Below are 18,845 nucleotides of genomic sequence, written 5' to 3'. Positions count from 1 at the left end.
AACCAGACGGAAGCTTTCGAGCTGACAGGCATCGAGGTATGCGACTTCGATAGCGCCGCGTGTGCGGCGGGCAAGCTGCTTGATCTCGGGCCCGGTGCCGCGCTGATCACGCTCGGGGCGCAGGGAGCTTACTATGCTGATGCCACGCGCTCCTTTGCTCTGCGGGCGTTTCCCGTCAAGGTCGTCGATACCACGGCCGCAGGAGATGCTTTCAATGGGGCATTCGCAGCATCGCTCGCTCAGCGGCTGCCTTTAAAGGAAGCAGTGAGGAAGGCGCTAGCGGTTGCAGCCTTATGTGTGACACGGCGCGGTGCTCAAAGCTCAATGCCGACAGCCCAGGCTGTTGACGAGTTTCTACAGTCTCAAACGATCTTGGAGTTGGAATGACCGAACAGTTCTCAGTTGCAGACCGAACGGTGCTCGTCACCGGGGCAGGCGGCGGTATTGGCTCTGCCATTGCTAATGCGTTTCGCCAGGCAGGTGCGAACGTCGTTGCCACCGATGCCAATCTGGAGAACCTCAGAGACACTTTGCCAAGACTGCCCTATGGCAACGGTATAGTGCCCATGGCTATGGATGTCGCGCGCGAGGAGGACGTCGGAAGGGTCCTCGAACAGATCGACGAACACTTTGGCCGGCTCGACGTGCTGGTCAATAATGCAGGCATCAAATCTGCCCAGCCGTTGCTTAGCGGCAGCGCTGAAAAGATCGAACGTACGATCCAGATCAACTCGATCGCTGTCCTGCGCTGTTCAAAACTGGTCGTCGAGCGCTTCATGAAAAGCAAGGGCGGACGCATCGTCAATATCGGCTCCTCGCTGTCCTCGCAAGGTGCAGTGTTCAACTACCAGGCCGGCGGAGGCGACTATTGTCTTTCGAAGGCAATCGTTCACGACGTGACCAAACTACTTGCCTATGAATGCGCGCCCCTCAGCATCAACGTGAACGCGATCGCTCCTGGCATCATTGATACTCCAATGCACGGTCGCCCGCGGGAGGAGACTGAAGCGCGCCATGGTGGCCGGATTCCGTTGGGACGGGTTGGAGTGCCTGAGGATATCGCAGGGCTAGCCGTCTTCCTCGCGAGTCCTGCGGCTTCCTACATGACAGGGCAGATCGTTCACGTGAACGGCGGGATGCTGATGAATGGCTAGCCCAAGCTCTCACCTCAACTGGCCGTCAGTCGCTGGGATCATTTCGGACCTCGATGGCGTCCTCTATCGTGGAGATGCCGCAATTGTCGATGCCATAGAAGCGTTTGCGCGATGGCAGGCGGCCGGACTGCCGTTCTGCTTCGTGACAAACAATTCGACCCACACGCCGGAGGACGTCGTCCGCAAATTGGAAGCGTTTGGCCTTGCAATTGCGCCCAGCGAAGTGGTTACCAGCGCGATTGCGGCCGCAGAACTCGCACGCGCGAAGTACCCGGACGCGAGGCGTGTATATGTCATCGGCGCGCCCTCGCTTGCGAATGCAGTCGCCGCGGTAGGTCTGGACGTTACTGACCAAGAGCCGGAGATCGTCGTGATGGGTCTCGATCGCGGCATCACGCATGAGAAGATGCGGATTGCGGTTAAGGCGATCTTGAACGGAGCCGCCCTCATCGGCACCAACCCTGATCTTCTCTTGCCGACCGCCGATGGCTTCGAACCGGGAGCAGGAGCAACAATTACGGCTGTGGCTGTTGCTGCCCAGGTCAAGCCCCTGATCGTTGGTAAGCCCGAGCCGCACATGATCAAAACGGCGCTTTCCCGTCTAGGGACGGAGCGCAGCGCCACACTGATGATCGGTGACCAGATTGCGACGGATATTCAGGCCGGTAAACGAGCTGGCCTTCCAACCGTGCTGGTCACGACCGGCGTTCCGCCCCGAGAGAATCCTGCCCTGGCGCGACCAGATTTCATCGTATCGAGCGTGGCAGAGATTGAGATCCCGGCCTTGGTTGGAAGCCCGCGACAGAGGAGAGCGTGATGGCCGATGTTCGTCTGGAAGGCGTCAGCAAGGCGTATGGGACTATCCAGATCCTGCGGAATATCAACCTGACAATCGACCATGGCGAATTCGTCGTCTTCGTCGGGCCATCCGGGTCGGGTAAGTCGACGCTGCTGCGCATGATCGGAGGGCTGGAGCCAATTAGCGGTGGGCGGCTGCTGATCGATAACGAGGTCGTCAACGATGTTGACGCGGCTGATCGTAACCTTGGCATGGTGTTTCAGAGCTACGCTCTCTATCCGCATATGACAGTCCGCGAGAATCTCGCCTTTCCTCTACGCATGGCGAAAGTTAGCAAAGCCGAGATTGATACCAGGGTTGCACAGACTGCGTCGCTGTTGCAGATGGATCATCTGTTGGATCGTAAACCTCGACAACTCTCCGGCGGGCAGCGGCAGCGCGTGGCAATCGGGCGGGCCATTGTGCGCGAGCCCAAGGTGTTTTTGTTCGACGAGCCGTTGTCCAGCCTGGATACGGAATTGCGCGTCCAAATGCGGGTTCAGATTGCCAAGCTTCACAAGCAGCTTGGCAACACGATGATTTATGTGACGCACGACCAAATCGAAGCGATGACGATGGCTGACAAGATCGTCGTGCTCAAGGAAGGTGTCATCGAGCAGGTGGGTAGCCCCCATGATCTCTACCACAATCCGGCGTCGCGGTTTGTCGCGGGATTCATTGGCTCGCCCGAAATGAACTTCCTAGGCGGCAAGGTCGAAGCAGCGAATGAGTTCGGCATGGACGTTAGACTGGACGCGGGCATGGTGGTCTGCGTCCCCGTGGAGCCGGACAAATCGCTCATCGGCAAGCCGATCACGCTTGGGATTCGGCCCGATGATTTCTCCCCATCGTCCGTAGATAAGGATATCGCGATCGATCTCGATCTCGATTTCGTCGAGCATCTTGGTAGCATCACTTACGTTTACGGCAACGCCGGAAAGGAGGCAGTCGTCGCAAAAGCGTCAAAGCCCGAGCCGCACAAAAGCTCCGGTAAAGTTCGGCTTGCGGCTTCCCCGGCGGACTGCCATCTTTTCATGGCGAACGGAAAAGCCCTGCGGCGGTTGCATGCGCCCGCAAATTGGAGCTAATTTTAGTTAGTGCCGCGCCAGGAGCGAATGCGGTCTATAGACACGGACGGATGAGGTGAAGGGAGGCGGTATCAGGCAGTTCTTCCGGAACCCCCGTTCGTTTGTGCTGGGGGCTGGGATCGGATCGGGCATGGCTGCGAGAGCGGCCGAACGAGCAGGAGCGGATTTCGTGCTTGCGCTCAATGCCGGCCGATTTCGCGCGATGGGCGGTTCTTCACCCGCCTCAATCCTCCCAATCCGCAATAGCAATGAATTCGTGGCCGGCTTCGGTCGGACCGAGATCCTGCCCAGCACGAAATTGCCGGTATTCTTCGGCGCTTGTACCTTTGATCCGCAGCTCGATATTGATCGTTGGCTCGATCGGATCAGCAGATGGGGTTTTTCGGGGGGCACTAACTTCCCTTCCGTCATCCACATTGATGACTACAGAAGGTCGTTGCTTGAGAAATGCGGCCTAGGTTACGCCCGCGAAATAGAGCTGCTGGTGAAGGCGGCAAAACGTGGCCTGATGACGATCGCCTATACTCGAACCCAATCCGAAGCACGGCGCATGGTTGAAGCTGGTACTCAAGCCATCTGCATCAACTTCAATCTCAATCGTGGCGTTGAAAGCGCATCCGACCCATCGATTAGCCTGTCGGAGCTTGCCGCGCGCACGAGCGCAGTCGCGCGCGTGGCTCAATCCGTCGACCGAAACGTGATCTGCCTACTTGGCGGCGGGCCGATAACGAAGAGCAGGTTGGCGTGGTCGTCGATCCAGCGGCCCTCGACGAGGCTGGCGAAGAGCGCGCGAGGTGCCGACATGCTGGTGGTCTACTCGACCGGCCTGTCGCGTCTGATGGGACTTCCCACGAGCCGGATCGGCGATTCCAACGCACGCACGCTGGAGCTTGCGGCGGAAATTCGGAACGTGGTGTCTTCCGTGCCGGTGGTTGGCGGTATCGAGGCTTGGGATCCTCTCCGGCTCGACCTCGATGCTCTTTTGGACAAGTTTTGGGCTGCTGGGTTCTCCGGCGTCATCAACTATCCGACGATCTCGACCATGGGTGACACCTGGCGTGACCGCCGCGGCCGCGTCGGCCTCGGCTTTGAACGTGAGGTCGAACTGATCGCTCTCGCGCGCAAGAAGAATATCTTTTCGCTCGCCTATGTTGCAAGCCCCCAAGACGCCAAAGCGATGGCAAGTGCAGGGGCCGACTGCATCGTCCCACATGTCGGCGCAACGCGCGGCGGCTTGGTCGGTCATGAGGACGGGCAATCCATAAAGGAGGCGATCCGGCGCATCAATGAGATCAACGCGGCGGCGCTAACCGTCCGGTCGGACGTCCTCTCGCTTTGCCATGGTGGGGCAATTGCCGAGCCTGAAGATACGATCGAGGTCTATCGGACGACCGCGTGTGTCGGCTTTGTTGGCGCATCCTCAATCGAAAGGCTTCCAATTGAACGGGCGGTGAAAACAGCGGCGGCGGATTTCAAAGCTGTCCCGCTTCCGCAAGCTCATTGATGTTCACTGCAACGTGCAGCGAGGCCGCATGAACACACCAAATGACCGAGCTAAACCGGACCCGATCGCTTTCGCCTCCAAAGGGGGCACGAGGCCGGATCAGGACTGGGAGACAGATGTACTCGTGGTCGGCAGCGGCGCGGCTGGACTGTCGGCGGCGCTCTATGCGGCAAAGGCCGGACTGCGCGTCATTGTATGCGAGAAATCGCCGCGACTTGGCGGAACGACGGCCCTGTCGAATGGCATGATCTGGGTTCCTTGTTCTGCTCAGGCGCGCGCGGCTAACATCGATGACACCATCGCCAATGCGAGGACATACCTGCAGCATGAACTCGGCGTTCATTACCGTGCGCAATTCATTGATACTTATCTCGAAGACGGCCCGGCGGCGCTAACCGCGCTCGAGAACGGCACGAGTGTCAAGTTTAACTTGGCCTCTACGCCCGATTATCACTCGAGCCAACTTGGCGGCATTGATAGGGGACGGGCACTGAGTCCCGCTCCCTATGATGGGCGGCTTCTAGGCAAGGACTTCGATTTGATTGGTGACCCCATTCGGGTTGTGCTCGGGGGCATGATGATCTCATCGAGCGAGGTGAGAAGCTTTCTCAACCCGCTCCACTCTATTGCCTCGCTCAAGCACGTCTTAACTCGCCTTTGCCGCTATGCGCGGGATCGGCTCAGCTTCAGGCGTGGTACTGAGCTCAGCGGCGGGAATGCCCTGATTGCGCGGCTGCTGGTGAGCCTGCGCGAGTACGGCGTAGAAATTTGGCCATCTTCTCCAGCGCTCGAACTCATGAAGGAAGGCGGGCGCGTCACGGGTGCCGTTGTCAAGCGGATCAATCTTGACGTCCGCGTTCGCGCCTCGCGTGGTGTTGTTCTCGCAACTGGCGGCTTTGCCCGGGACGCGCAGTTGAGGGCGGACCTCAGTGGTGCACACCAGCATGACGTTACGTTGGCCCACGTCGATGTTAACGGTGACGGCATTGGGCTTGCAACCACGCTCGGGGCCGCCATCGACAAAGATGTTGCATCCGCCGGCTTCTGGACCCCAGTTTCAATCCTGAAACGCGGCAGCGGCTCGCAGGTCGTGCCATACGGCTGGCTCGACCGTGGCCGTCCTGGGGTCATTGCTGTCGGTCCAAATGCCAGACGCTTCGTCAATGAATCGAATTCGTACCACGATATTTGCCTGGCAATGTTTGAAAACGGATATCCAGGAGATAAGCGGTTCTACTTCATCTGCGATCACCAGTTCGTGCGATTGAGGGGTATGGGACACCTGCTGCCATGGCCCTCGACGTTGAGCATCGGTAAATATGTCCGCCTTGGCTACATCAAGGCAGGTGCAACGATTTCGGAGCTCGCAAAGCAGCTGGGACTAGATGCCGCTGTGCTTCAAAAGACGATCGAGGAACACAACGCGCACGCTGCCCAAGGACGCGATCCACTCTTCAAGCGTGGGGAATCGGCTTTCAATCGGACGCTCGGCGATCCGACCATGGGAAAAAATCCAAATCTTGGACCAATCAAAGACGGACCATTTGTCGCGTTGCCGATCGTTCCGGCAACGCTTGGCACGGCGACCGGGTTGGCGACCGACAGTTACGGAAACGTCCTGGATGCACAAGGCAACGCAATCCAGGGTCTTTATGCTTGCGGCAACGACATGACGTCGCCGATGCGTGGAATTTATCCCGGGGCAGGGATAACAATCGGTCCCGCCATCGTATTCGCATATCGCATCGTCAACGCAATAATGCTTTCCGCTGATCAGGAGCAAAAAGCCGTCGCTTCCGGAGCTTGACCATCTACCACACTCGTCTGTGGCGGGGAAATATGTGCTCGGGTCCGGGGCGCGTATCGATAGCACTGGAGTCGGACAGCCTTCATCAGCAGCTCTCAGCGGTCGTGGGTCCCGATCCGCGACATTCTCGAGATGGCGGCCGGGTTCGAGCGTGGTGAGCCCTGTCTTCGGTAGATCGCAAAGAGCTGGGCTCCCATAGGTGTTCCAAGGCACATGACAGCGGGAGAAATCGATCGTTCAACAGCTGGGCTGCGTCGTGACGAATCGAAAATGTCAGGACAAGCCGCGCAGGCGTCTGCTTCCCCGATGCGATCGCAATCCGCCGGCCGCGAGGCAGTGATGCAACTTGACAAGATCGATTTTCGTCTTCTTGATCTCATCCAACGAAACAATCGCCTCTGTAGTGAACAACTTGGAAGTAAGGTCGGCCTATCCGCATCCGGAGTTCAACGTCGGCTGAAGCGCCTTCGATCCAAGGGTGTCATAGAGGCCGACGTTTCCATCATTTCTCCAAAAGCAATTGGGCGGCATGTGACGGCAGTGGTTCTCATTTCCTTAGAGCGCGCGCGTGCCGACACCGTTGATCGCCTAAAGCGGCAAACTCGCAAGATGCCTGAAGTGATGAGCGCATTCTACGTTACTGGTCTGGCCGACGTCGTCTTGCTCGTTACGGTAAACGATATGGAAGATTACGAGCGGTTTGCCCGACGTCTTACAGAGGAAAGTTCAGACATAAAGCGCATTGAAACAATGGTTGTCATGGATCGGTTCAAAGCAGGATTTACTTTGCCAATAGCGTCGATCGCATGGTGTTAACCCACTGACGAAGAGGACATCGGCTTGCTCAACTGCTGTCGAAGGCAGTCCGCAAGGGTCGGCTTTGGTCTTTATGGCTAGATCGATCACATTCTTTCAGAGGGGGATACATTGCGTCGCTCGCGTCACGCCAAGATCGCGGCAACCGTCGGTCCGGCAAGTGCCGAGCCTGAGAAGATACGTGCTCTCTACCTTTCCGGGGTCGATATCTTTCGGCTAAATTTCAGTCACGGTGCCCACGAAGACCACGCCAAGAGTTATGTGTGTATCCGTGAACTCGAGCGGGAATTCGGCCGGCCGATAGGCATTCTGCAGGATCTCCAAGGTCCAAAGCTCCGCATCGGCTCCCTTGAAGAAGGCAGGCTGGTTTTGCGGGCTGGTGAAACGGTCCGCTTTGTGATCGACGGAGCCAAAGGAGCAAAGCAATCGATACCCTTGCCTCATCCGGAGATTTTTGCAGCCGTTCATCCCGGGCAAGAACTTCTCATTGACGATGGCCGGGTGCACTTGAGGGTCACCGAACCAAGAGACGGAGAAATCGTTGCGCAAGTGGCGGTCGGAGGCCTGATCTCGGACCACAAGGGGGTCAACGTGCCGGGGGCTATGCTCGACTTATCTCCGCTCACCAAGAAAGATCGCGCCGACCTCGCGTTCGGCATTGACCTTGGGGTCGACTGGGTGGCCTTGTCCTTTGTTCAGAAACCGTCGACCTGATCGAGGCGCGCGCCATCATTGGCCAGGCCGCAGGTCTGATCGCCAAAATCGAGACGCCGATGGCGCTCGATCGCATCGACGACATCATTGGCTTGTCGGACGCCATTATGGTAGCGCGCGGTGATCTTGGCGTCGAAATCCCGGCCGAGGAGGTACCTGGCCGACAAAAGGAGCTCGTGCGTGCCTGTCGGCGTGCCGGAAAGTCCGTCATCATCGCAACGCAAATGTTGGATTCCATGGTGGCTGGGCCGACGCCGACGCGGGCGGAAACCTCAGATGTCGCAACCGCCATCTATGATGGAGCCGATGCAGTGATGCAATCTGCTGAATCGGCAAGCGGGGCCTACCCGATTGACGCTGTTGCCATGATGGATCGCATCATCAAAAGCACGGAGCGGCATCATCTCTATCGGTCGCTGATCGACGCTTCTCGAGCTGACGTGGAGAGCACCCCTTCGCATGCCGTCGCGGCCGCAGGGGCAGATCTTGCCGCTACAATTGGCGCCAAGGTCATCATCGGGTTCACGGCAGGCGGGACGACAGCCGCTCGGATCTCGCGCAGCCGGCCGCCAGTGCCGATTCTTGCCCTTACTCCGGACGAGAAAGTGGCTCGGCGCATGTGCTTGTTGTGGGGGGTGCACAGTGCCGTGTCCAGCGATCCTTCTGGTTATGAGGAGATGACGCGGATCGCCTCGGCGGCCGCGCACCACGAAGGCTATATTCGATTGGGCGACTTGGCCGTGATTGTCTCTGGAGTCCCGTTTGGACTTAGAGGCGCGACAAACAATCTTCGCGTTGTCGCTTGTTAAGACAATGCCCTTGAATCGAGCTGCGGAACGCCACTCGATCGCCATATGGGCCACACTCAGGATTCAGCTGTGACCGGGAGCCGATATTGCTTGAGTTCGAGGCAGCATCAGCCTTCCAAGCTGAATACGAGGGTTCGATTCCCTTCACCCGCTCCATCGAGCTTTCCTCGTCAAAAACAAGAGCTGGCGGTCTTTTCGGAGCACAATTTTTGGCGTCGTTCTCGATTTTCATACAAACCCGGTACAACGAAGCACGAGTCCTTCGTCTGCATTAGCGAGTCCTTGCTCAACGAATAGCTAGCGGTTGGCATTCGAATCCTACAATCACGACGACAGTCGCGGTCATTCGTCATCGGGTGCAACGATCGACATCCTCATCCAATGTCCTTCGGGCGCCAAGGCCTGCCCACCAGCCATCGCCGCCTCTTGCGAGGAAGACCGAGCTTCCGGCGACGTTATTCCGTCTGACGTCTCGCCACGTCTTTCGGATCTATCGCGGATGGTCCCGACAAAAATCCGGGATGCGTATGCCACTCACCAAACAAATGTGTGAGTGCGCCCGCTCGCGGTCCATCGCCTGTTGGCGAGACCCGGATGTCCGGGATCGTCTCAATCAAACCGAAGCCGTGGGCGCTGTCGCGCCGCAGAGGCTCCGAACGCTCCGTGATCGCGATATGAGGACCGCTATAGCAGCCGATCAGGATCCCTCCAGCCTCCGTCGCATTCTCGAGAACGTGGAGGTAGCGATCGATCCTCATCTCGCCTCGTTGTGGACGACGACGAGCCGCATGCCAGCCCGCAAGATCATTGAGCCCGTGTTTGGCAAGCCGGGCACACGGGAGCGGGGTTAGGTTCATGTCCTTGATCTGGAAGCTGCGGTCGGATCGAGCACACGGGGTTCGGTAGCTATGCCTTGGATCGCCGCTATTCCAGGCGAGAATGAGGTCGAGCTCCAAGCCCGCGGCCGACATGGGATGCCGACACCGGGAACGGTGCGTAAGTGCACTCGCTGGTCTTACCGTATTGCCTCCACTCCCGCGTAGCGGGTTCGTTCAATCAGTGGCCGCCTTGCATCGGATTACGCAAATGAAGACCCACAGCGGCACTAGTTGCGGCCTCTAGGTAGTTGAAGTCGACTTGGTGAGCGGCTTAAGTGGTAGTAGTAGCTTCCCTTGCTCAAGGCCGGGCCGATGCTGGTATCGCGATAGGTCGCACCCGAGCCGCATCAGGTTAAGTTTCGATTTGGGTGCATGTCGAGAATACAATTACGAGCTGAATCCTGCGGAGTTTATTCATATTCACAATGAGCGCTATCTTACGTACTGGAAGTTGCTTAATCCTTGGCCGGAAAGGCGGCGTATCAACGGCAACATCGATCAAACAATTCATCCGCTCGCAAAATATCTTCAGGAGCGAGTCGTCGGTACAAATCGAGTAGCGATCGTTCGACCTACAGATTGCCACCAGATTTCGAACAACTTCTGAAGACTGAAACGAATGTAGCTCCAGAATTTCGGACCGATCATTCTAAAAGTATTTTCCCCCGTCCGGGCAACTAGCCCTCGTACTGGCGCTGGGGCAACAGCGCATTTCATGCGGCGAGCTTATCTTCCTTGTCCACGCCACGCGCGTGATAAGGTCAGCACCCAAGTTGGACGGCTCGAAGTGGTTGAGACGGGTCGGCGCCGACGCTGGTCCGAGGATGAGAAGCTCAAGACCGTCCTTGAGAGCTTACAAGCGCCGCGCCAGGTGGCGGCGACGGCGCGGCGATATGGCATTTCGCGGTCCTTGCTGCTGCGATGGCGGCAATTATTTCGTACACATCCGGTGACGCTTTCAATTACCCACATTTCCAGCAGCTGCGATTTCGGCGCCAAGTTCGATATCTGTGAGTCTCGAGAGGCCGCGCCAGATGACAACATTTCCAGGCGGCGGATCGCCCGCCCTGGCCAGGTAGCCACCCAATCGTGCAAGTTTGGTAAGATAAAATGCAAGGGTTCCAGGGCGACATCGTCGATGGCTCGCGGCGCTGATGAGTCGATCGAGCAATGCGATCTCGGTGTCCGTCAATGCGAGCTTCGGTGACGCGTCTGGGGCGATGCGATTGAGCATGGTGAGCCAGAGGACGCGCCAACTGAGAATGCAGAAGACCGCCATTAGATTGGCAAGTCGCTCCGCGGTCCGGAGTTTTGAGTCTTCCGCCTTGCAGCCCGATTTCAGGATCTTGTGGAACACCTCGATTTTCCACCGCATGGCGTACCAGTTAATCTTCTCGATTGCTTCGGAGCGACTGCGGACGGCTAGGTCTGTGATGAGCTTCCACTCAATCGGTTTACGGCCCTTTGGCGTACCGCGCTCGGTCGCATGGATTATCGTCAGATCGAGGGCTGGATAACGTTTCTGCTTGCCGATGGGAGGCAAGACCGCGATCCGCTTGAACTTGATTTCCAGCGCGACCTTCGTCGTCTCACCCTTGTCGTTGCGCACGTCGATGTAATGCAAGCCTTTGACGCTGGTCTCTTCCATCTCGGTTGCAATCGTATGACCGCCATCGCCTGCCAGCCGATCGACGCAGGCGCGGACAAGGAAGTGAGCGCCAAGCTCCTGCGTCAGGCAATACAATTCGTAGATGTCGCTTTCGCGGTCACCAATATGAATGCAACGCTCCGGTTGTCCGAGCCGCTCGATTGATTGCCTGAGATTGTCGAGCCAGCGAACGCTTTCCTTCTTCTCAATCGGAACGCGGGTCGGGTTAATCTTCTTCTTGAGCTGCGCCGTGCCTTTGAACTTTTTCCGTGTCCAGAACTTCACCGCCGCCAATCCCAGCGGCAGGCCCTCGACAGTCACGGCGAGACTGGAATGCATCAGCATTCCGCAGACCGTGTGATGGCGCCAACGGCCGTCCTTGTCCCGGCCGCTGTTGACGCTCTTGGTCAGGCCAATAGCGCTCGTGTTCGCGCGCTGGTAGGAGAATTCCGTCGTGTCCTGAATAAGGAGGATCGGGCCTCTACAATCATCGTAACGCGCGCGCGTGGCGGCGAAGTGACCGCTGAGGATGTCGGCCTCCTCCACGCGCTCGTTGGCGAAGAAGCGGTAGGCCGCCTTCGTGTTCGCCCAGTCCTGGCACGCGAACGGTATGCTCCCGCCCATGCCGTCACCAATTTGCTTCAACAGCTCGCTAAATCGTTGACCGAGACGGGCATCCTTGAACGCTGTCTTGTCGATCTCGCGCTCCGTCCAATGTTCGACGGCACTTTCATCACCATCATCCGGGCCGGCCGAGCAACGACACGCCGTTCCGCTTGAACACATCAAGTCACCTCGCCGTCGCGATTCAGGTGCCCGACAATGAATCACAAGCGATTCATCCGATTCAAGATTTTTCGATCAGGACTATCGCCATCGAATCAAGCATTTGTGGGTAATTGAAAGCCGGTGACGACCTCTGGTCAGGTGGCTTCCGAAGGATGGCTGGAGGGTCTGGGCTATGCCAATTTCTCATCTTCCTAATCGGGATCGCCGCCGAAACGGCGTCACCACTCTCAAGCCCGCATGCGCCCATGGACCACGTTTTTTAACGGGGACAGTGTGCCTCCAATAAGCTGACGGCCCAAAGTCCGCCGCTACATTGGTACCGATAACGGAGGTCGATTGCCATGCCAGCACTTTGGGTCGGGTCACAATGGATGGTTACGAAGAACGGCGTCGATACCACTGATCGAAAGTATTTCATCGCAAAAGAGCGCGTGCACGAGGAAGATCCTCCTGGATATACCTGGGAACGACACATGGAAGAGAAGGACTGGGTCGATATGACCGTCGTGTCGATGCCGCGATGCCGAAGGACGAGGCCGATCTTGTCGAGCGGCACGCCATGGCGCAGCATCTCGGTCGCCGCGGTGTGCCGCAGAGCGTGAGAGCAGCGCGATCAAGGTCGCTTGCGTGTGCGGGCGCAAGCCCCGCGTTGGCCGAAGCCGCAGCGCAGCTTCGACCAGCCGACTGATCTCGTCTGTCGTGTAGATGTGCGGCGTGCGACGCTTTTTGCAGGCGCCGAAGTGATTTGCCGGCGGCAGCTCGTGCCCGACGTCCTCCACCCGGACATGGCGTACGAAGCGACAGACGGCTCTGAGGCGTGCATCGCGTTGCGCGACGGATGGTCCGAGCGCGGCCCAGTCGATCGCTGTTTTTGTCTCGACGTACATTTGTCCGCGCTCGGCCGCGAAGGCGGCAAAGCTCTTCAGCAGGTACTCCGCGGTCGACATCGCGAAGCCCGTGGTGCGGCGGAGCGCGAGATAGGTCTCGATGGCGTCGAGCATCAGAGCGCCTCCGGCCAGGGCTGAGCAACCTGCTTCAGCAGCGCGACGTCGGCCTTTGCGTAATAGGCCGACTTCCGCCGCGCGATGACATTTGCGCGCGCGACATGGCCGAAGAAGTGAGGTCTGCGCGCACAAAAATCGAGCCCGTCCGGACGGAGTCAGGGTCCAATGCCTAACCGATCGGCCAAGTGCGCTATAGATGGCGAGGCGCGTGCGCGCCGCGGGTTCTTGACATCCATCCCAGCGATCAATGCTGTTGAGTGGCGGTGCAAAAAAAATACGGCTCGATGTCTTTTCCGTACCTCACGCAGAATCAGTTGCAGGTTGTCGAATTAGTTGTAAGCTTACCTTCCACTCAATTTTTGGAGGTGGAGTTATGAAATCCATTTATTCACTTGCAATTTTTTGTGTGCTCGCCGCGTCGTCTGCCTTCGCTCAGTAAGCTACTGAGGAGCGCCTAAGTGGTAACGGAACTCAATTTACTGGAAACATCGTTCCGTCGGGGCCAACGACTGGTTCATGGACTAGCGGCAACCCGGGGCAATCAAGTAGCAAATGCCAGCCGGGCGAATATGCAATTGGAGTCGATGTCATCGGCTCTTCGCCTGGACGAAATACTGCATAAGATGCGTCAGCCAGCTACGTGTCGTCTGCCAGCGCCTACCGTAAGCTATTAAACAGAGGCCGCCTCACTTGGCGGCCTTTGTCTTCAGAGCCGGACATAGGTCTTTCTCGATCGCGCATTTGATGCTAGCGCTGAACTCCGGGCACTAGCCTTGAGCGTATAGAGAAACGGCGCGTTGAGCTTCTCAATATGGATGCGGCTCTCTTGGGCGGACTCAAGCTGATGGCGAGCTGGACAAAGCTCGAGGGCGGCGGCTCGGTCTATTGTCTCAGTAGACAAAGACAAAGACGCTGGGCAGGCCACTGCGAACTTCGTAGCTGCCGGCATCGGGACGGCTCCGTGCTTGAGCAGGCGGACAGGATGACAGTTCAGCGTCAGCCGTACTGGCAAACCATTGCTATCGACCACCGCGTGGATTTTACTCGTCAAGCCGCCGCGTGACCTTCCCATCGATTGGCGCCGATTCCTAGTGATGCAGGCTCCATGCTGATGCACGCGGACAATCGAGGTGTCGATCATTTGGACAGTGTTCGTGCGCAGCAGCAAGTGCATCTTTGATGCGGCCCAGACACCAGCCCGCCGCCAATGGACGAAGCGGTTGTAGCAAGTGGTATACGGACTAAACATGTCGGGCAGATCACGCCAAGGTGCTCCAGAGCGCAAGACCCAGAAGACGCCATCGAGGACACGACGGTCGTTACGTTAACCGTGAGCGTCATCCCGGGACCACGGGCTGAGGGCTGATCTGGTGGGTTAGGAAGATCTCGTGGAATGGTTAGTCACGAGGCCTGCATGTCAAAGGATAGTCGTAAGGATAGCGATAAGGATAGGCATACACCTATCCTCGAAGACGGCGCCGACACGCTGCAGCGTGTCGAGATCATCACCGGGACCGGCCGGCGCCGACGCTGGTCGACCAATGCGAAGGGGGCGATTATCGCGGAGAGTTTTGCGCCGGGTGCAAGCGTGTCCGCGGTGGCGCGGCGACATGACATCAGCCCAAGCCTGTTGTTTCTGTGGCGTCGTCAAACGACGCGGGCGAAGGTCGCGGAGCGTGGGGCTGGAGACGTGCCACCTGGCTTTGTGCCGGTCGCGATCACCGGCTGCGGGAGCAAATTACGGTCGTGTGAGGAGCAGGCGGCAATCGAGATCGAGGTCGGCGCGGTTCGCATCCGTGTCAGGGGGACGGTCGACCGGCGGGCGCTGTGCGAGGTGCTGGCGGCAGTCGGGACGGTTTGCCGATGATCGGGCTGCGACCCGGATTGTCGATCTGGATCGCGACGCAGCCGGTCGATTTCCGTCGCGGCATGGACTCACTGGCGATGCTGGTGAGCGAGGCGTTTGGAGCCGATCCGTTCGACGGCGGACTTTATATCTTCCGCTCCAAGCGCCGAGATCGCGTGAAGATCCTGACCTGGGACGGAAGCGGCCTTGTCCTTTACTACAAGAGAATCGAGGGGCAATTCACCTGGCCGCCGATCAAGGAAGGCGTCATGCCGCTATCTCATGCTCAGCTCTCGGTGCTGCTCGATGGCTCAGACTGGAAGCGTGTGCCAATGCGTGTTGTGGATCAGCCAGCACGAGCTGGTTGATCCTTATCAAGAGTAGTTCGTCATTCATGCAGAGTTGTTGTACGATTACGCTGCATGATTGATTTGCCTTCCGATCCAGCCGTGCTCCGACAAGCCGTGATGAAGCTATCGTCACGGCTTGCGGCGTTGTCGGCGGAATGCGGCACGCTGGCGGCCGAGCGTGATGCGGCGATCGCCCAACGCGACGCTGCGGTTCAGGAGAACGACAAGCTCCTGATGATCCTGTCCCAGTACAAGCACACGATCTTCGGTCCCCGCTCCGAGACACTGGATTCCGGACAGCTGTCTCTCTTCACCATCACGGCGCAGGCGGCTGGTGCCGCCGCCAACGACGACGTGACCGGAGGCAGGCTGCCTGATGGAGCGGAAGGCCGTAGCAAGCGACCGGCGCGACGCAACCGGGGGAAGCTTCCGGAGCATTTGCCGCGCATCGACGTCATGATCGATATCGAGAGCCACATCTGCCCCTGCTGCGGCGAGCCGCTGCACAAGATCGGGGAGACCGTCAAGGAAGCCTTCGACGTCATTCCGATGCAGTACCGGGTCAAGCGCATTGTGCGTCCGCGGTACGGCTGCCGGGGATGCCGCCAGAGTGTGCAGCAGGCACCCGCGCCGGCCCAGGCGATCGACGGCGGGATGGTGACGGAAGCCTTGCTGGCCCACATCGCGGTGATGAAATACGGCTACCAGCTGCCGCTGTATCGGCAGGAACAGATGTTCGCCGCGCAAGGCATCACGCTCGACCGGCAGACGCTGGCCTCGTGGATGGGCCGCGCCGCCTGGTGGCTGAAGCCGCTTCACACGCTGTTGCGCGACACAGTGATGTCCTACCCGCGGCTGTTTGCCGACGAGACGCCGCTGCCGGTTCTCGATCCCGGCCGTGGCAGGACCAAAGTCTGCCAGTTCTGGGCGATCGCCACCGACGACCGTCCGTGGAGCGGCCTGGCGCCGCCGGCGGTGGTCTACATGTTTGCCGAGGATCGCAAGGCGATCCGCGCCAAGCAGCTGTTCGGGAACTACCACGGCATCCTGCAGGTCGACGGCTATGCCGCCTACAAGGGCCTGATCAAGAACGGCGGCCGTCTGGTGCAGCTGGCGTTCTGCTTCGCGCATGCGCGGCGGAAGTTCTGGGACGTTCACGTCGCGACGAAGTCGCCGATTGCCGCGGAAGCGCTGCAACGGATCGCGATGTTCTACGCCATTGAGGATCGCATCCGCGGTCTGCCGGCGACGCATCGGGCTGTGGTGCGGCGAACCGACACCAGGCCGCTGATCGAGGACTTCAAACCCTGGCTCGAGGCGCGACTGCTGGAAGTCTCGAAGAAGTCCGGTCTGGGCAAAGCCATCCGCTACACCCTCAACCATTGGGACGGCCTGACGCGCTTCATCGATGACGGACGCATTGAAATAGACAACAATACGGTCGAGCGCAGCATCAAGCCGATAGGCCTGGGAAAGAAGAACTATTTGTTCGCCGGCAGTGAAGGCGGTGCCGAGACATGGGCCATTCTCGCGTCGCTTATCAACACGGCAAAGCTGCAAGACATCGACCCGCGGCACTATCTGACCGATGTTCTCGATCGCGTCGTCTCCGGTCGTACAAAGATCAATCAGCTGCACATGCTGTTGCCGTGGAATTGGAAGGCCGAGCGCGATAGTCCGCAGGCAAAGCTCGCCGCCTGATCAGTTCGACGGCAGGGCATCTGGAACTTCCTGCGCATCGCTGGTGTCGTCATAGATCTCTTCGCGGATCACGCGTTGCGTCACCTCGTGCAGATAGACTTGCAGCGCCCTCTCCAGCTCGGTGAACTCCGGTAGCAGAACCTTGTCGACGAAGCCTCGTGAGGCACGGATCATCACCGTGTTGCGTCGCTGGCGGTGATAACGAAACGGCCGCAGCCCGTACCGGCGGCAAAGCGCCAAGAACAGGTGCCGCGACCATTGGTCGGGAAGTGACAATTGCTGCTCGATTGGCGGATCGTGGCGAGCCAGCTCCTCGACCCGAGCACGCACCCGCTGTAGCGCAGCTTCCGCCGCGAGGCGCTCACCGGCAGTTCCCGCACCCGCGAACAACGCCTCGATCTTCCGAAGCTTCTCGCGCAGCTGCGACTCGCTGGTCATTCCGAGGTCCCCCGTCGCCCGCTCTAACCCGCGGTCACCCCATCATCACGCAACGGCAGCGTCAATCACCTCGATCGGGCAATCCAAAGCATTCCGCGCAAGTCAAGGCCGGGCACGGTGATCCTCTCGTGACGCTCACCGTTAACCCGAGGAACGCCACGCGGTTTGTTCGGCAACATGGGCTTGTTGGCAATCCCTTCATAATCGGCGAGTTCGTAGCGCATGATGCAACCCCGAGTTTGGAAGCTTGAATCACAGGGATCCGGCCAGACGCAACGCTTCCGGGCACGCTCCGGTTGGACGCTTACGGGGTAGAAGCGGACATCAGCTAGCCGACAATCTCCGCTCAAACCGTCAAAAATGACCAAAGGCGACCTCATGAACTGGCACCAGATTTCTACGTTGGCGGGTCAATGCTGGACGGAACATTGGTGCTATGATTTTGCCGTCAAGGCCCGCAGAGCTTCTGGACCAGGGGATCATCCCTATGACGCGAAAAAGCGACTTTAAAAATGCACTTCGCGAAAGTGAGCAACGGTTGCGCTGGCTCGCCTCCATAGTCGAATCCAGCGACGACGCGATTGTGAGCAAGAATCTCGATGGCATCATTTTGAGCTGGAACAGGGGGGCCGAGCGCATCTTCGGCTACTCGCCCAGTGAGGCGATTGGTCAGCCCATTACGCTTGTTATCCCTGAGGACCGCCAAAGCGAGGAGCGCGAGATACTTACTCGCATCAGGCGAGGTGAGCGCATCGACCATTTTGAGACTGTTCGCCAAACTAAGCACGGCAGCCTCATTGTCGTTTCGCTGACCGTTTCTCCTGTCAAAGATTCCAGCGGCAAGATCGTTGGCGCATCAAAGATCGCGAGAGATATCACCGAGCAAAAGAAAAATCAGGAGATGATCACGACATTGGCACGCGAGGCCGAGCACCGCAGCAAGAACATGCTCGCGAGCGTTCTGGCGGCAGTGAATCTTTCTCAATCAAGCTCGCCGGAAGATCTCAAACAGGCGATTGTTGGGCGGATCGAAGCGCTTGCGAGGGTTTGCTCGCTCTTTGTCGCGACACGCTGGATAGGCGCCGATCTATCGGCGATTGCCGAACAGGAACTCGCTCCATATTCGGGGAAGGGACTGCTGATGGATGGACCGCATATTGTGTTAGAACCCGGCGTCGCTCAGGCAATTGCCATGACGCTGCACGAGCTGGCCACCAACGCCGCGAAGTACGGTGCTTTGTCTCAGTCCAACGGCCAGGTCCGCTTGCAATGGTCGCATGAGGCTCGCGGTCAATTGGATCTACGCTGGACCGAGACAGGTGGTCCTGCCGCGCAGGAACCCACGCGAAAGGGCGTTGGTGGCCGCATCATTGAAGGAATGATCACTCAGTTAAAGGGAAAAGTTCACTTTGACTGGCGCAAAGACGGACTTGTCTGCGAAATTACACTGCCGGTCTGAGA

Annotated in this window: 14 protein-coding genes and 5 pseudogenes; 14 read left to right on the top strand and 5 right to left on the bottom strand. The window is 58.6% G+C overall.

Translation table 11 applies throughout. The features are described 5' to 3' along the window. The first annotated feature begins 21 nt into the window (after positions 1 to 21). The 9 genes and pseudogenes from LRP30_RS45100 to LRP30_RS33765 all read left to right on the top strand — a co-directional run. A complete protein-coding gene (locus LRP30_RS45100; protein ID WP_256477668.1) occupies positions 22 to 387 on the top strand; it encodes a PfkB family carbohydrate kinase in 366 nt (121 codons plus the stop codon). Continuing rightward, positions 384 to 1,154 carry an SDR family oxidoreductase gene (locus LRP30_RS33800; protein ID WP_249757619.1) on the top strand — a complete coding sequence of 257 codons (771 nt, stop codon included), beginning with the start codon at positions 384 to 386 and terminating at the stop codon, positions 1,152 to 1,154. The genes LRP30_RS45100 and LRP30_RS33800 overlap by 4 nt, the downstream gene beginning before the upstream one ends. Further along, on the top strand, positions 1,147 to 1,971 hold the full coding sequence (locus LRP30_RS33795) for an HAD-IIA family hydrolase (protein ID WP_249757618.1): 825 nt from the start codon (positions 1,147 to 1,149) through the stop codon (positions 1,969 to 1,971). The genes LRP30_RS33800 and LRP30_RS33795 overlap by 8 nt, the downstream gene beginning before the upstream one ends. Beyond that, on the top strand, positions 1,971 to 3,080 hold the full coding sequence (ugpC, locus tag LRP30_RS33790; RefSeq protein WP_249757617.1) for a sn-glycerol-3-phosphate ABC transporter ATP-binding protein UgpC: 1,110 nt from the start codon (positions 1,971 to 1,973) through the stop codon (positions 3,078 to 3,080). Before LRP30_RS33795 ends, ugpC begins: the two co-directional genes overlap by 1 nt. A gap of 130 nt (positions 3,081 to 3,210) precedes the next feature. Further along, on the top strand, positions 3,211 to 4,584 hold the full coding sequence (locus tag LRP30_RS33785; RefSeq protein ID WP_249757616.1) for a phosphoenolpyruvate hydrolase family protein: 1,374 nt from the start codon (positions 3,211 to 3,213) through the stop codon (positions 4,582 to 4,584). Positions 4,585 to 4,612: 28 nt separating this feature from the next. Then, the gene (locus LRP30_RS33780) at positions 4,613 to 6,391 is read left to right on the top strand and encodes an FAD-dependent oxidoreductase (RefSeq protein WP_249757615.1); all 1,779 of its coding nucleotides are present in this window, start codon (positions 4,613 to 4,615) and stop codon (positions 6,389 to 6,391) included. Between the two features lie 339 nt (positions 6,392 to 6,730). After that, entirely contained in the window at positions 6,731 to 7,207 is a 477-nt protein-coding gene (locus LRP30_RS33775) for an Lrp/AsnC family transcriptional regulator (protein ID WP_249761894.1), read from the top strand. A gap of 111 nt (positions 7,208 to 7,318) precedes the next feature. Further along, positions 7,319 to 8,730: pseudogene (pyk, locus tag LRP30_RS33770) on the top strand (pyruvate kinase). A gap of 1,593 nt (positions 8,731 to 10,323) precedes the next feature. After that, a pseudogene (locus tag LRP30_RS33765) lies at positions 10,324 to 10,539 on the top strand (transposase); the annotation flags it as partial. A 27-nt stretch (positions 10,540 to 10,566) separates the two neighbouring features. Here LRP30_RS33765 and LRP30_RS33760 read toward each other — a convergent pair. Both LRP30_RS33760 and LRP30_RS33755 read right to left on the bottom strand, forming a co-directional pair. Next, positions 10,567 to 12,042, bottom strand: a complete 1,476-nt coding sequence (locus tag LRP30_RS33760) for an IS4 family transposase (protein WP_276017381.1) — start codon at positions 12,040 to 12,042, stop codon at positions 10,567 to 10,569. A gap of 262 nt (positions 12,043 to 12,304) precedes the next feature. After that, positions 12,305 to 12,616 (bottom strand): hypothetical protein, encoded by a 312-nt coding sequence (locus LRP30_RS33755; protein ID WP_249757613.1) that lies wholly within the window; start codon positions 12,614 to 12,616, stop codon positions 12,305 to 12,307. Between the two features lie 190 nt (positions 12,617 to 12,806). Between LRP30_RS33755 and LRP30_RS33750 the strand changes: the two genes are divergently transcribed. Continuing rightward, on the top strand, positions 12,807 to 13,070 hold the full coding sequence (locus tag LRP30_RS33750) for a hypothetical protein (protein ID WP_249757612.1): 264 nt from the start codon (positions 12,807 to 12,809) through the stop codon (positions 13,068 to 13,070). A 967-nt stretch (positions 13,071 to 14,037) separates the two neighbouring features. On the opposite strand, the pseudogene LRP30_RS33745 reads toward LRP30_RS33750, so the two are convergent. After that, positions 14,038 to 14,370, bottom strand: a pseudogene (locus tag LRP30_RS33745) (IS5 family transposase); the annotation flags it as partial. 141 nt (positions 14,371 to 14,511) lie between these two features. Between LRP30_RS33745 and LRP30_RS33740 the strand changes: the two are divergent. The 3 genes and pseudogenes from LRP30_RS33740 to LRP30_RS33730 form a co-directional block, all read left to right on the top strand. Next, positions 14,512 to 14,700 (top strand): annotated as a pseudogene (locus tag LRP30_RS33740) (transposase); the annotation flags it as partial. A gap of 212 nt (positions 14,701 to 14,912) precedes the next feature. Further along, positions 14,913 to 15,263, top strand: coding sequence for an IS66 family insertion sequence element accessory protein TnpB (gene tnpB, locus LRP30_RS33735; protein WP_249757165.1), 351 nt, complete (start codon positions 14,913 to 14,915; stop codon positions 15,261 to 15,263). A gap of 99 nt (positions 15,264 to 15,362) precedes the next feature. Continuing rightward, entirely contained in the window at positions 15,363 to 16,946 is a 1,584-nt protein-coding gene (locus LRP30_RS33730; protein WP_249761861.1) for an IS66 family transposase, read from the top strand. Here the strand turns inward: LRP30_RS33730 and LRP30_RS33725 are convergent, their stop codons facing one another. Beyond that, the gene (locus LRP30_RS33725; RefSeq protein WP_249757164.1) at positions 16,947 to 17,384 is read right to left on the bottom strand and encodes a hypothetical protein; all 438 of its coding nucleotides are present in this window, start codon (positions 17,382 to 17,384) and stop codon (positions 16,947 to 16,949) included. 140 nt (positions 17,385 to 17,524) lie between these two features. After that, positions 17,525 to 17,608 (bottom strand): annotated as a pseudogene (locus LRP30_RS33720) (IS5/IS1182 family transposase); the annotation flags it as partial. A 263-nt stretch (positions 17,609 to 17,871) separates the two neighbouring features. On the opposite strand from LRP30_RS33720, the gene LRP30_RS33715 reads away from it, so the two are divergent. After that, on the top strand, positions 17,872 to 18,843 hold the full coding sequence (locus LRP30_RS33715) for a PAS domain S-box protein (RefSeq protein ID WP_249757611.1): 972 nt from the start codon (positions 17,872 to 17,874) through the stop codon (positions 18,841 to 18,843). Positions 18,844 to 18,845: the final 2 nt, after the last annotated feature.

The sequence above is a fragment of the Bradyrhizobium sp. C-145 genome, assembly GCF_023375135.1.
GTDB lineage: Bacteria > Pseudomonadota > Alphaproteobacteria > Rhizobiales > Xanthobacteraceae > Bradyrhizobium > Bradyrhizobium zhanjiangense.
Note: the sequence above shows the minus strand (reverse complement) of the source record. Positions and strands in the feature narration are given on the sequence as shown.